Annotated in this window: 12 protein-coding genes and 1 tRNA gene; 5 read left to right on the top strand and 8 right to left on the bottom strand. The window is 68.4% G+C overall.

The genetic code is table 11. From position 1 onward, the window contains the following. Nucleotides 1-5: 5 nt before the first annotated feature. Nucleotides 6-443, top strand: a complete 438-nt coding sequence (locus ABZX02_RS36445; RefSeq protein WP_355305350.1) for a phosphohydrolase — start codon at nt 6-8, stop codon at nt 441-443. 74 nt (nt 444-517) lie between these two features. Then, complete coding sequence (locus ABZX02_RS36450; RefSeq protein ID WP_355305352.1) at nt 518-745, top strand: hypothetical protein; 228 nt, start codon at nt 518-520, stop codon at nt 743-745. 52 nt (nt 746-797) lie between these two features. On the opposite strand, the gene ABZX02_RS36455 is transcribed toward ABZX02_RS36450, so the two are convergent. From ABZX02_RS36455 to lepA, 4 genes are all read right to left on the bottom strand, one after another. After that, complete coding sequence (locus tag ABZX02_RS36455) at nt 798-1,409, bottom strand: class I SAM-dependent methyltransferase (RefSeq protein WP_355305354.1); 612 nt, start codon at nt 1,407-1,409, stop codon at nt 798-800. Nucleotides 1,410-1,657: 248 nt separating this feature from the next. After that, nucleotides 1,658-2,194 carry an EF-hand domain-containing protein gene (locus ABZX02_RS36460; protein ID WP_355305356.1) on the bottom strand — a complete coding sequence of 179 codons (537 nt, stop codon included), beginning with the start codon at nt 2,192-2,194 and terminating at the stop codon, nt 1,658-1,660. 60 nt (nt 2,195-2,254) lie between these two features. After that, a tRNA-Asp gene (locus tag ABZX02_RS36465) sits at nt 2,255-2,328 on the bottom strand. Between the two features lie 218 nt (nt 2,329-2,546). Beyond that, complete coding sequence (gene lepA / locus ABZX02_RS36470; RefSeq protein WP_355305388.1) at nt 2,547-4,382, bottom strand: translation elongation factor 4; 1,836 nt, start codon at nt 4,380-4,382, stop codon at nt 2,547-2,549. Nucleotides 4,383-4,471: 89 nt separating this feature from the next. On the opposite strand from lepA, the gene ABZX02_RS36475 reads away from it, so the two are divergent. Next, a complete protein-coding gene (locus ABZX02_RS36475) occupies nt 4,472-4,894 on the top strand; it encodes a type II toxin-antitoxin system PemK/MazF family toxin (RefSeq protein WP_355305390.1) in 423 nt (140 codons plus the stop codon). Here ABZX02_RS36475 and ABZX02_RS36480 read toward each other — a convergent pair. Next, on the bottom strand, nt 4,879-5,730 hold the full coding sequence (locus ABZX02_RS36480) for a helix-turn-helix transcriptional regulator (protein ID WP_355305358.1): 852 nt from the start codon (nt 5,728-5,730) through the stop codon (nt 4,879-4,881). The two genes, ABZX02_RS36475 and ABZX02_RS36480, sit on opposite strands and share 16 nt — an antisense overlap. A 103-nt stretch (nt 5,731-5,833) precedes the next feature. Between ABZX02_RS36480 and ABZX02_RS36485 the strand changes: the two genes are divergently transcribed. Beyond that, nucleotides 5,834-6,535, top strand: coding sequence for an SDR family oxidoreductase (locus ABZX02_RS36485; protein WP_355305360.1), 702 nt, complete (start codon nt 5,834-5,836; stop codon nt 6,533-6,535). A 3-nt stretch (nt 6,536-6,538) separates the two neighbouring features. Here ABZX02_RS36485 and ABZX02_RS36490 read toward each other — a convergent pair whose 3' ends face one another. Genes ABZX02_RS36490 through ABZX02_RS36500 form a run of 3 tightly spaced genes read right to left on the bottom strand, consistent with a single transcriptional unit; the run spans nt 6,539 to nt 9,976 of the window. Further along, on the bottom strand, nt 6,539-7,381 hold the full coding sequence (locus ABZX02_RS36490; RefSeq protein ID WP_355305362.1) for a transglutaminase family protein: 843 nt from the start codon (nt 7,379-7,381) through the stop codon (nt 6,539-6,541). A gap of 2 nt (nt 7,382-7,383) precedes the next feature. After that, on the bottom strand, nt 7,384-8,331 hold the full coding sequence (locus ABZX02_RS36495; protein WP_355305364.1) for an alpha-E domain-containing protein: 948 nt from the start codon (nt 8,329-8,331) through the stop codon (nt 7,384-7,386). Nucleotides 8,332-8,344: 13 nt separating this feature from the next. Further along, on the bottom strand, nt 8,345-9,976 hold the full coding sequence (locus ABZX02_RS36500) for a circularly permuted type 2 ATP-grasp protein (RefSeq protein ID WP_355305366.1): 1,632 nt from the start codon (nt 9,974-9,976) through the stop codon (nt 8,345-8,347). 89 nt (nt 9,977-10,065) lie between these two features. On the opposite strand from ABZX02_RS36500, the gene ABZX02_RS36505 reads away from it, so the two are divergent. Then, the gene (locus ABZX02_RS36505) at nt 10,066-12,249 is read left to right on the top strand and encodes a P-loop NTPase fold protein (RefSeq protein WP_355305368.1); all 2,184 of its coding nucleotides are present in this window, start codon (nt 10,066-10,068) and stop codon (nt 12,247-12,249) included. The last annotated feature ends 112 nt before the right edge of the window (nt 12,250-12,361 follow it).

Genomic DNA, 12,361 nt, shown 5'->3' on the forward strand with positions numbered 1-12,361 from the left:
GCTTGATGCCCGTGTTCACCCTCGAAGACGCCATCACGATCGCCACCGCCGCCCACGACGGGCAGGTCGACAAGTCGGGCCGGCCGTACATCGGACACCCGTTGCGGGTCATGGCTTCCGTGACGGGAGAGCACGAGCAGATGGCCGCCGTGCTGCACGACGTCATCGAGGACACCTCGGTGACGGCGGCCGATCTTCTCTCTCGCGGCTGCCCCACGGCCGTGGTCGACGCCGTGGTCGCGTTGTCACATCTGCCAGAGGAGCCGCAGGAGGACTACCTGCGGCGCGTGGCCGCGAACCCGTTGGCACTCTCCGTGAAACGCGCGGACATCGGCGACAACCTCTCCCCCGCCCGCCTGGCCCGCCTGGACGAGGCGACGCAGGAACGCCTGAAGGCCAAGTACGCACGGGCGCTCGGGTTGCTCGACGAGTACGTGAGGTAGCTCGCCCTCTTAAACGGTACAGGTCGCTTGAACAGGGTGTATTATCGAACCGTAACCAAGATTGGAAGGACGAGATGACCCGCCACGACCTGTCCGTGAAGTCCCTGCGTTCGAGCCTGGCCACCCGCCGCGCGGCTCGGGTGAAGCGTCAGAGCCTGGAGCGGCAGTTGGCCAGCTACACCACCGAGAGTGACCGTCTCGAACTGGACGCCATCCTGTCGCGCCACAGCGCGGAGGAGACCGGCGAGCTCCGTTCGATCATCAACCGCCAGGCCATGGACCGCCTCCTGCGCTCCGCCTGACGATTCCCCTTGGGCCACCCCGGCAACGCCGCCGAGGGTGGCCTTCGCGTTTCTAGAACAACCTCTTGAGCGTCAGGACGTTGTCCTTGCGCATCTCCTGCTGCCCCTCCGGCCCGACGAGCGGCCGTTCCACCACCTCGTCGGTGACGATGATCCAGTTGTCGGCGAGCTTCAGGTGGTCGAGCACGTCCTTGGTCGTCGGGAAGTAGTAGTCCTGGTGCTCGGACCACGACGGCGCCCCCGCGTGCCCGCCGATGATCAGGTGCCCGCCCGGCGCGACAGCCTGGGAGGCGCGCTTGAGGATGCTGTTGCGTTCGCCGTCCTCCTCGACCGGCGAGTGCAGGAACTGCGCGCTGACCAGGTCGTACAGACCTTCCGGGAACGTGGCCTTGAGGTCGTGCCGCTCCACCGAGATCTCGACGCCGGCGTCGTGGGCGTGCTTGAGCGCGCGGTCCAGCGCGACCTGCGCCACGTCGACCCCGAGCACCCGCCACCCCCGCTTGGCGAGCCAGACGGCGTCACCCCCTTCCGCACACCCGATGTCGAGCGCGCTGCCGGGCGCGAGCCGTTCGGCTTCGCGCACCAGCAACGGGTTCGGGTTGCCGGACCAGACCTGGTCCCGCTCCGAGTAGAAGGTCTCCCAGAACTCCTGTGCGGTCGTCATGGTGACGACGATGCTCCCCGGCGTGCCGAACCGGCAAACTACGTTGCCGATCCAGCAACGCCCGGTCCGGGCAGCAGGTCGACGAGTTCGGCACCCTCGACCGTCAGCACGTGCTCGAAGCGCGGCCGGTTGTCGTACGGCCTGCACTTCAGAACCCGTTGCCCCACAAGGCCCGCCGCGACCCGAGCGTGGCGACGCGATCGCTCGGAGGTACGTCGACGGGCCACACCCGCGCACGACGAGCCGGGTCAGCCCAGCAGCGGGATGTCCAGCCGCCCGTAGTGGAACTCGCGCACGGCGATGACGAGCTCGTCCACCGTGAGCGCCCCGTCGCCGTCCAGGTCGATCCGGTCGAACGCGGCGTCGGAGTCGGCGTCGCTCAGCCCGACCGCGTTGCCGAGCCACGCGCGCAGCTCGACCTTGCTGACGAACCCGTCGCGGTCGGTGTCGCACAGGTCGGCGATCGCCGAGATGGCCGGCCGCAACAACTCGTCGAAGCCGACATCCCCACGCCCGAACATCAGCTCCTGGTTCGCCGCGAGGTACTGCTCCTGGTTCATCACACCGAACGGCCCGACGCCCGCGGCCTCCGCCTGGCGCCGGTGCAGCTCGATCAGGGCTTCCATCACGGCACGGCCGCGGCCGCTGTTCAGGCTCTCGCCGAACGCCTCGACGATGCGCCGCGCCTCCGCCTCGTAGTCACTGCGGTCGATCACGCCGTCGCCGTTGACGTCCCACTTCTGGAAACGGCGGACATCGTTCTCACGGCTCACAACAGAGGTCATGTACATCGACGTTAGACAAAGAATGCGAACGCCGACAGTCGCTCGAACTGATGACAATTGCGCTCACGACGGGACTCGAACCCGCGATCTCCGCATTGACAATGCGGCGCCCTAACCGACTAGGCCACATGAGCAGGAATAACGCAAAAAGCCGCCCACTTCCGCAGACGGCTCTCCTCGACGACCTGAACGTCTCAGCAGGTCACGACGAGAAGCCCTCGTGCGTATCCAGTGCCATGACGTCTCCCCCAGCTCGATGTTGCACCCAGCATCACCCACAGAGGTGAAGACCGTCAATCGAATAAAAAGGGGCCGGACCCCGAACGGGATCCGGCCCCTGAAAGCCCGAAGCCTACTTCTTGCCCTTCGGCTCCTCCGTGGACAGCGCGGCGACGAAGGCCTCCTGCGGCACCTCGACGCGCCCGACCATCTTCATGCGCTTCTTGCCTTCCTTCTGCTTTTCCAGCAGCTTGCGCTTACGGGTGATGTCACCGCCGTAGCACTTGGCCAGAACGTCCTTGCGGATCGCGCGGATCGTCTCGCGCGCGATCACCCGCGACCCGATCGCCGCCTGGATCGGCACCTCGAACTGCTGCCGGGGGATGAGCTCGCGCAGCTTCGTGGCCATGCGCGTGCCGTAGCCGTACGCGTGGTCCTTGTGCACGATCGCCGAGAACGCGTCCACGGCCTCGCCCTGCAGCAGGATGTCGACCTTGACGAGCTCCGCGTCCTGCTCGCCGGACTCTTCGTAGTCGAGCGACGCGTAGCCGCGGGTGCGCGACTTCAGCGAGTCGAAGAAGTCGAAGATGATCTCACCGAGCGGCATCGTGTAGCGCAGCTCGACGCGGTCCTCGGACAGGTAGTCCATGCCGCCGAGCTGGCCGCGCTTGGCCTGGCAGAGCTCCATGATCGCGCCGATGTAGTCGGACGGCGCGATGATCGTGCACTTGGTGACGGGCTCGTACACCTCGGCGCGCTTGCCCTCGGGCCAGTCGGACGGGTTCGTCACGACGTGCTCGGTGCCGTCCTCCATCACCACGCGGTAGACGACGTTCGGGGCCGTGGAGATGAGGTCCAGGCCGTACTCGCGCTCCAGGCGGTCGCGCGTGATCTCGAGGTGCAGCAGGCCGAGGAAGCCGCAGCGGAAGCCGAAGCCGAGGGCCGCGGACGTCTCCGGTTCGAACGTCAGCGCGGCGTCGTTGAGCTGCAGCTTCTCCAGCGCCTCGCGGAGTTCGGGGTAGTCCGAGCCGTCGACCGGGTAGAGGCCCGAGTAGACCATCGGGCGCGGCTCGCGGTAGCCGGCGAGCGGCTCGGTGGCGCCCTTCTTCTCGGACGTGACGGTGTCGCCGACCTTGGACTGGCGGACGTCCTTCACACCGGTGATCAGGTAACCCACCTCGCCGACGCCGAGGCCGCGGGACGGCTTGGGCTCCGGCGAGACGATGCCGACCTCGAGGATCTCGTGGGTCGCGCCCGTGGACATCATCTTGATGCGCTCGCGCGGCGTGATCTTGCCGTCCACGACGCGGATGTAGGTGACGACGCCGCGGTAGGTGTCGTAGACCGAGTCGAAGATCATCGCGCGGGCCGGGGAGTCGGCCTGGCCGACCGGTGCCGGGACCTGCTTGACGACCTCGTTCAGCAGCGCGTCGACGCCGAGACCGGTCTTGGCCGAGACCCGCAGCACGTCGTCGGGCTCGCAGCCCACGATGTGCGCGATCTCCTTGGCGTACTTGTCCGGGTCCGCGGCGGGCAGGTCGATCTTGTTCAGCACCGGGATGATGGTGAGGTCGTTCTCCATCGCCAGGTACAGGTTCGCGAGCGTCTGCGCCTCGATGCCCTGCGCGGCGTCCACCAGCAGCACGGCGCCCTCGCAGGCCTCCAGCGCGCGGGACACCTCGTAGGTGAAGTCGACGTGGCCCGGCGTGTCGATCATGTGCAGGACGTGGTCCTGCCCGTCGACCTGCCACGGGAGGCGCACGTTCTGCGCCTTGATGGTGATGCCGCGCTCACGCTCGATGTCCATGCGGTCGAGGTACTGCGCCCGCATGGCCCGCGCCTCGACGACGCCGGTGAGCTGCAGCATCCGGTCGGCCAGGGTCGACTTGCCGTGGTCGATGTGCGCGATGATGCAGAAGTTCCGGATGAGCTCCGGCGGCGTGAACGTCGTGTCGGCGAACGTGGTCAAGGCAGTCCTCAACAGGAAATCGGACGGGTGTCCCCTTATGGTCCCATAGTGGCCTCGGTGCTCTGCACCACTAGGGTGCGTCCGTGCTGATGAACGGTGAGGACCCCCGCCCGGCCAAGGGCGCGGTGCGCGAAATCTTCGACGCGGCGAGTGCCGCGAAGCTCGACTACTCCCCCACCATGGACGGCGACGCCGACCCCGGCGAGGTCGTCTGGGCCTGGGTTCCCTTCGAGGAGGACGCCAACCGCGGCAAGGACCGCCCGCTGCTCGTCGTGGGCCACGCGGACGGCGACCTGGTCGCGCTGATGCTCTCCTCGAAGGAGCCGCGCGACGACTACCTGGAACTGGGCGCGGGCGCCTGGGACCGCGAGGGCCGGCCCTCCTACCTGCGGCTCGACCGCGTCTTCGCCCTCGCCTCGGACGACGACATCCGCCGTGAGGGTGCCGTGCTGGCACCCGCCGCGTTCGGCGACGTCGTGGACGCCCTGCGCGAACGTCACGGCTGGCGCTGAACCTCCAGGTCCTGGGTCCCGAGGACGGTGAGCAGCGCGAGCCGTTCGGCGTCCTCGGTCCCGGGTTCCGCCGTGTAGATCATGACGCGCAGGTCGCTGCCCGCCACGGTGAGGACGTCGCAGTCGAGCATGACGGGTCCCACTCGCGGGTGGTCGATGGTCTTGCGCGCCGCCGCGTGCCGGCCGACGGCACCGGAGTCCCACAGCTCGGCGAACCGCTCGCTGGTCGCGCGCAGCTCCTCGACGAGCCTCTTGAGCCGGGCGTCCGCCGGGTAGCGGGTGACGGCGGACCGCAGGTCGGCGACCTGGGCGGCCCGCAGCGCCTCCAGTTCGTCCGGTGTCCGCCGCGCCCGGCCCGCGTCGCCGAGGAACGTGCGCCACACCGCGTTGCGGTCGTTGCCGCGCAGGTCGGACGAGTCGCCCATCAATGCCGCGTACTCCTGGTTGGCCACCAGCAAGGTCCAGCTCGCGTCGAAGACCGCGACCGGCGTGCCGGCCAGCCGGTCCAGCATCCGCTGCACGCTGGGCGTCACGTGCGCGGGCACCATCGCCGCGTTCGGCGGCACGAGCTCGGCGAGCCGGAAGAGGTGTTCGCGCTCGGCCCTGGACAACCGCAACGCCCGTGCGAGCGCCTCCACGACCTGCGACGAGGGGTTGGACGCGCGCCCCTGCTCGAGCCGTGTGACGTAGTCGACGGAGATCCCGGCGAGGCTCGACAGCTCCTCCCGCCGCAGCCCTGCCGCACGCCGGTGCGCGCCCGCGGGCAGTCCCGCCGCCTCGGGTGAGATCCGGTCGCGCCACCGGCGCACCGCCCGTCCGAACTCCGTCGCCGCCACGCCGTCGATTGTGCTCGCCGGCCGGTCGTCGTGCCTGGTACCGGCAGTCCCAGGAAGACGGGACGACTGGGTGGTTCCGGGCCGCGGGACCACTCTGGGACGCATGACAACGACACTGATCACCGGCGCGAACAAGGGCATCGGCTTCGAGACGGCCCGGCAGCTCGTCGCCGCAGGCCACACCGTCTACCTGGGCAGCAGGGACTCCGGACGAGGCAGCCGGGCAGCCGCCGAACTGGGCGCCCGCCTGGTCGTCCTCGACGTCACCGACGACGAGTCGGTCTCGACGGCCGCCGCGCGGATCGAGGCCGACGGCGGGCTCGATGTGCTCGTCAACAACGCCGGCATCGAGGGGCGCACGGCCGACGGCGGTGTGGTGAACGCCGCGGACACCACCGGCGATTTCATGCGCACCCTCTTCGACACCAACGTCTTCGGCACCGTGCGGGTCCTGCACGCGTTCCTGCCGCTGCTCGCCCGTTCCCCGGCGCCCGTCGTCGTGAACGTCAGCAGCGGTCTGGCCTCGATCAGCGGAGCGGCGTCCTCCCCGGCCTACGTCTACCCCGGCGTCGCGTACCCGGCGTCGAAGTCGTCGGTCAACATGGTCACCGTGCTGTACGCGAAGGCGTTCCCGAACATCCGGATCAACTCGGTGGAGCCGGGCTACACGAAGACGGACCTCAACGCGAACACGGGCACGCAGACCGTCGAGGAAGGCGCCGAGATCGTCGTGCGCATGGCGCAGATCGACTCCACCGGGCCGACGGGCGGCTTCTTCTCCGCCCACGGCCCGTTGCCCTGGTGAACGTCAGGCGAGCCGTGTGATGTCGACCGTGACTTCGAGCGCTGTCGCCGCACCGCCCGAGTAGATGCCCTTCAGCGGTGCGACGTCCGCGTAGTCACGGCCCAATGCCACCCACACGTGCCGAGGCCCGACCGGCATGGCGTTGGTGGGGTCGTAGCCCCACCAACCGCCGGTCCACGCCTCGATCCACGCGTGCGACTCGCCTCGAACCGTCTCGCGGAGCGCGCCGTCCTTCTTCGTGTGCAGGTAGCCGGAGACGTACCGCGACGGGATGCCCATGCCGCGCAGCAGAACGAGGCTGAGGTGCGCGAAGTCCTGGCACACGCCCTTGCGTTCGTGCCAGGCGTCGACGGCCGAGCTGTGCACACCGGTCGAACCGGGCTGGTACGTCAACTGCTCCCACACCCACTGCGACGCGGCCAGCACTGCCTCGGAGGGCGTCTTGCCCTTCTTCAGCTCACGCGCCTTCGCCAGCAACTCGCGGTCGCGCGGCGTGTACCGCGTCGGCTCCAGGAACTCCGTGTAGCGGTCGACGATGTTCTCTGCCTTGATGTCCGCCCACGTGCCCGTGGTCACCGGTTCGATCTCCGCGCTCGTCTCGACCACGGATGACGCGACGACCTGAAGTTCCTTGTGCGGCGCGTGGAGGTCGAACGACGTGACCTCCGTGCCCCAGTAGTCCGTGTATCGGTACGCACGGGTCGCAGGGGTGGTCTCGACGCGTGACACGACCACGTTCTGACGGCGGTCACCGCGCGGTGTCAGCCGTGCCTCGTTGTACGACTGCACGACCGGTGCCTCGTACCGATAACCCGTCGTGTGCACGACACGCACTCGCCAGCTCATGGTCAGCCCACCTCGGTGTTCGTCCAGGCGACCCACGGCGCCGAGTGGAAGTACTGCTGCGACACGGCTTCACCGACATCGCGGACCGTCTTCTGCAGTGCGGCCAGACGTTTCGGCAGGTCTGGCAGGAGGTCGTGCGGACGCAGGAACTCCAAATCGCTTCGTGCCTTGCCCAGGAGCCGAAGTGCCTCTGCGCGCGCACCAACGCGCACGGACGGTTGGTTCTCCAGTTGTTCGAGGCACGACTCGGCCTGCCTCAGTGCGTGGAACACCGACCGCGGGAACAGCCTGTCTAACAAGAGGAACTGCACCACTCTCGACGCATCCAACGCACCGCGGTACGTCCTCAGGTACGTGTCGTGCGCACCGGCGGAACGGAGCACGGTGACCCATCCCGGCGAAGAAGCCTTGTCGCCCACACGCGCCAGGAGGAGGCGCACGATCATGTCGACGCGCTCGACCGAGCGTCCGAGAACGAGGAACCGCCAGCCGTCATCGCGGGACATCGTGGAGTCCGCGAGGCCGGCGAACATCGCGGCCCGTTCCTCGACAAAGCTAAAGAACGCGTGTGGCCCCATCGTGCGCGCGTAGGTCTGCCGTTCGGCGACGGCGTTCCACATCGCGTTGAGGCACTCCCACATTTCGGTCGACACGACCTCACGAGCGCCACGGGTGTTCTCGCGCGCGCTGTTGACCGACGACACGATGGAGCTCGGGTTCTCCTTGTTGTACGCCACGAGTTCCGTCAGCGACCACACGTCGAACTGGTCGGCTCCGGCCGGCGGCGTGATGCCGAGGACCGTCAGCAGCTGCCGTGACGTGGCGTCCGGGTCGACGGTCGCGTCCTCCAGCAGCTGGTGGACCGAGACGTCGAGGATGCGCGCCGTGTCGTCGGCCCGTTCGACGTAGCGGCCGATCCAGTACAGCGACTCAGCGTTGCGTGCCAGCACTTCGCGCGCCTCCCTACTGCTGCTGTTGTTGCTGTTGCTGGGAAGTGGTCAGCTCCGGCCCCTGTTCGGCGGCCGCGGCCTCCATGTCGGACGGACCGGCGAGCCCGGGTTCGGCGAGCTCCCGCTCCTGGGTGGACGACTTGGCCGCGAGCACCCAGGTGTCCTTCGACCCGCCGCCCTGCGACGAGTTGACGACCAGGCTGCCCTCGGGCAGCGCGACCCGCGTCAGCCCGCCGGGCAGCACGAAGATGAAGTTGCCGTCGTTCACCGCGAACGGCCGCAGGTCGACGTGCCGCGGCGCCAGCTTGTCGCCCACCTTGGTCGGCACGGTGCTCAGCTGCACCACGGGCTGGGCGATCCACCCGCGCGGGTTGGTCCTGATCCGCTTGCGCAGCGAGTTCAGCTGCTTGACCGTCGCGTCCGGGCCGAACACGATCCCGTACCCGCCGGACCCCTCGACGGGTTTGACCACGAGCTCGTCGAGTTTGTCGAGCACGTGCGCCCGTTCGTCCGGCAGCCAGCAGCGGAAGGTGTCGACGTTGGGCAGCAACGGTTTCTCGCCGAGGTAGTACTGCACGATCTCCGGCAGGTAGGTGTAGACGAGCTTGTCGTCCGCCACCCCGTTGCCGACGGCGTTGGCGACGACGACGTTGCCGGCCCGTGCCGCGTTCAGCAGGCCCGCGATGCCGAGCACCGAGTCGGGCCGGAAGTGCACGGGGTCGAGGAAGTCGTCGTCGATGCGTCGGTAGATGACGTCAACCTGCCGTTCCCCCTCCGTCGTCCTCAGGTACACGAAGTTGTCACGGCAGAAGAGGTCACGCCCCTCGACGAGTTCGACGCCCATCTGCCGGGCGAGCAGCGAGTGCTCGAAGTAGGCCGAGTTCGCGAGACCGGGGGTGAGCACGACGACGTTCGGGTCGGCCGCGTTGGGCGCCGCAGCGTTGCGGAGGGCCCGGAGCAGGTGCACCGCGTAGTCGCCCACCGCGCGCACCCGGTGCCGCGCGAACAGGTCGGGGAACACCCGCGCCATCGTGCGGCGGTTCTCCATGACGTAGGAGACGCCGCTCGGGCACCGCAGATTGTCCTCGAGGACGCGGAACGTCCCCTGCTCGTCCCGCACCAGGTCCACACCGGCGACGTGGATGCGCACCCCGTTGGGCGGGCTGATGCCGGCCGCCTCCCGGTGGAAGTGGTCGCACGACGTAATGAGACGCCGAGGCAACACTCCATCCCGAACGATCTGCGCGTCGCCGTAGATGTCCGCGAGGAACATCTCCAGCGCCCGGACTCGCTGAACAATGCCTTTTTCGAGCTTCGACCACTCACCCGCCGTGATGATCCGAGGGATCAGGTCGAGCGGAAACGGCCGTTCCTGCCCGCTGAGCGAGAACGTGATTCCCTGGTCGACAAAGGCCCTCCCCAACGCCTCGCTGCGCGCGTTCAGGTCGTTGACCTGCGACGGAGCCACCGACTCGTACAGCGCGCGGTAAGCACTCCGCACCCCGTTGTCCGTGGAGAACATCTCGTCGTAGGCGTCGGCGTGCGGCCGTGCGGGGTTGAGATAGCCGTTGAACAGCTCACCGAGCCTCGGCGCGGTGACCGTGCGGCTGCGGCGCAGTCCTGAGGTGCGGGCTCGGTGCTCCATGGTCCACATCTTCACCCTGTTCAGGCGGATCTCGCACTAGTCCGACCGGACAGAAACCTGCCGGAAACGAAACTCGGTACTTTCCAGGCGTGAGCTCAGCCGAACCGCCCTCCCGCATGACGCTCGAACGCGTCATCCAGCTCGGCATGCCCGTCACGGACCTGGCGGTGAGCGCGAGGACGGCGGAAGGCCCGCTGATCCAGGTGAACAGCAGCCTGTACCTCTACGCGGACACTGGCGTGCTGTTCGACGGCGATGCCTACATGACCTTCCTGCGCGGGTACACGAGAGCGCTCGAGGTGCAGCTGTCGGGAGTGACCGCGAGGGCCACCGGCGGCACCGTGACCCTCTCCAACGGACTCAGCCTGAACGTCCACAAGAGGCCGATCACCACACTCGGAGTCTGCGACTCGCGCGGCGGCCCGATGCTCATCTCGGCGAGCGAGGGCGGGAGCATCCGGCTGTGGGACGTCCGCACCGGCGAGCAGCGACGAGTCGGCCTGCAGCAGAGCCCCACAACTTCCGTCGTCACCTACGCCGGGCCCGACGGGAGTCCGCGCATCGTGGCCGGAGGTCCCGAGAACGCGCTGTACATCTGGAACCCGCAGCTCGCCGCAGGCCCACGGATCGGCCGGGTGACGACCCGCGGGTTCAACGACCGCGTGGCCGCTCAGGACCTCCTCGATCGAAGTGCGCTCGTGGCCGCGCTCGCGAACGTCCTCGAACCAGGAGAAGGCCCCACCGTGATCACGGTGGAAGGAGCCTGGGGCTCGGGCAAGAGCACGGTGCTGGAGTTCGTCCGAGCCGCCCTCGCCGCGGAAGCCGGCCCGACCACACGCGGCTCGCGGCTGACGGTGTTCGCCGCAGATCGCATGTTGTACCGGCCACCCGTGCGTGAGATCGAGAAGGCGCCGAAACGGACGGCTCGGGACAGGAAGAGCGCCGACAAGCCGTTGGTCGCGTCGTTCAACCCGTGGCGGCACCAGTCGAGCGAACAGGTCTGGGCGGGTCTGGCGAAGACCGTGATCGCCGCTGCCGAGTCCGCGCTCACGCCGGACCTCAACGCCAAGGAGCGGTACTGGTTCGCGAACAACGCCCGCCGGGTGGACCGCAGGCACCTGCAGCGCCAGCTGTGGAAGCGGATCTACTCGCCGCTGTTGTCCTTCGCCGGCCTGGGCTTCGGCGTCTCGCTGGTCGGAGCGCTGACGAAGCTCAACGTCACGTGGGCGTGGTGGGTCAGCGCAGGGATCGCCGCACTCGGTGTGCTGCACACCGCCCGTAGGTACTTCTTCGGCCGAGCGTCGGCGTTCCTGCCGGGCGAGCTGTTCGCCGGACCGGTCACCAGCAACGCGTTCGCGGTCGCCGGCACCGACCCGTTGATCCGCGACCCGTACTACAACGCTCGGTCCGGCCACCTCTACCTCGTGCAGCACGACGTCAAGGCGGTCCTGGACGACCTGGCGGGGCGGGGTTACCAGCTGGTGCTGCTGATCGACGACCTGGACCGGTGCGTGCCGAGCACGACGGCCCAGGTGTTCGAGGCCGTCAACGTCTTCCTGTCCGACGACTTCCCCGCCACGAGGTTCGTGCTGGGCCTCGACTCGTCGGTCGTCGCCTCCCACGTCGACCACGCCTACAAGGAGCTCGCCGACGCGAAGGCCGTGGCACATCCCGACGATCCGAGTCCGGGGTGGACGTTCCTGCGCAAGCTCGTCCAGCTCCCGGTGCGGCTCCCCCGCACGACCGAGGACAACGTGGACCAGGTGCTGCTCGCCCAGCTCGGCCCGGTGCACCACGAGGAGCCCGCGGTCGAGCCCTCCGACTTCACCTTCAGCCACCAGACGTTGCACGACCACCTCGCCGAGGCGGAGGAGGACGAGCAGGTCGTCGTCGCGATCGAACGACACCCCCTGGTGCGCGACCACCTGCGCCGGCGGCTGATGGCCCAGCCCGAACAGTCAGTCCGCGAGGAGAAACGACTGCTCAACGTCTGGCAGTTCTACCTGCGAGTGCTGGCGTCCGCGGACGTGGACCAGGCGTGCCACCTCGTCGTCGTCGCCGAGATCGCGGTCAGGTGGCCCGCCTACCTGCACCGTCTGCGTGGCGCGTGGGTGGACCTGGCCGACGCGGTCGGTGACGACGTCGAGTGGGGCGCGACGATCGCCAGGCTCGGGTACGGCTATGGCGACCGCGGGGCAGCAGCGAACCTGCGCAAGCTGCTGCAGGACTGCAACGCTCGTGCGGTCGCCGGCCTGGCCGATCGGCTGTTCTAGAAATCTGGTCCAGAACGTGAAAAAGCCCTGCGGGGAGCGCTTGTGGCGCTCGACCCGCAGGGCAAATTATGTTCGGCGGCGACCTACTCTCCCACACCGTAACCAGTGCAGT

It is taken from the genome of Lentzea sp. NPDC003310 (assembly GCF_040610935.1).
GTDB lineage: Bacteria > Actinomycetota > Actinomycetes > Mycobacteriales > Pseudonocardiaceae > Lentzea.

Bases quoted from the DNA above. Each gene is read 5' to 3' on its own strand.
- ABZX02_RS36445 (WP_355305350.1), top strand. From the start codon at position 6: ATGCCCGTGTTCACCCTCGAAGACGCCATCACGATCGCCACCGCCGCC.
- ABZX02_RS36450 (WP_355305352.1), top strand. From the start codon at position 518: ATGACCCGCCACGACCTGTCCGTGAAGTCCCTGCGTTCGAGCCTGGCC.
- ABZX02_RS36455 (WP_355305354.1), bottom strand. From the start codon at position 1,409: ATGACGACCGCACAGGAGTTCTGGGAGACCTTCTACTCGGAGCGGGAC.
- ABZX02_RS36460 (WP_355305356.1), bottom strand. From the start codon at position 2,194: ATGACCTCTGTTGTGAGCCGTGAGAACGATGTCCGCCGTTTCCAGAAG.
- ABZX02_RS36475 (WP_355305390.1), top strand. From the start codon at position 4,472: ATGAACGGTGAGGACCCCCGCCCGGCCAAGGGCGCGGTGCGCGAAATC.
- ABZX02_RS36485 (WP_355305360.1), top strand. From the start codon at position 5,834: ATGACAACGACACTGATCACCGGCGCGAACAAGGGCATCGGCTTCGAG.
- ABZX02_RS36490 (WP_355305362.1), bottom strand. From the start codon at position 7,381: ATGAGCTGGCGAGTGCGTGTCGTGCACACGACGGGTTATCGGTACGAG.
- ABZX02_RS36500 (WP_355305366.1), bottom strand. From the start codon at position 9,976: ATGGAGCACCGAGCCCGCACCTCAGGACTGCGCCGCAGCCGCACGGTC.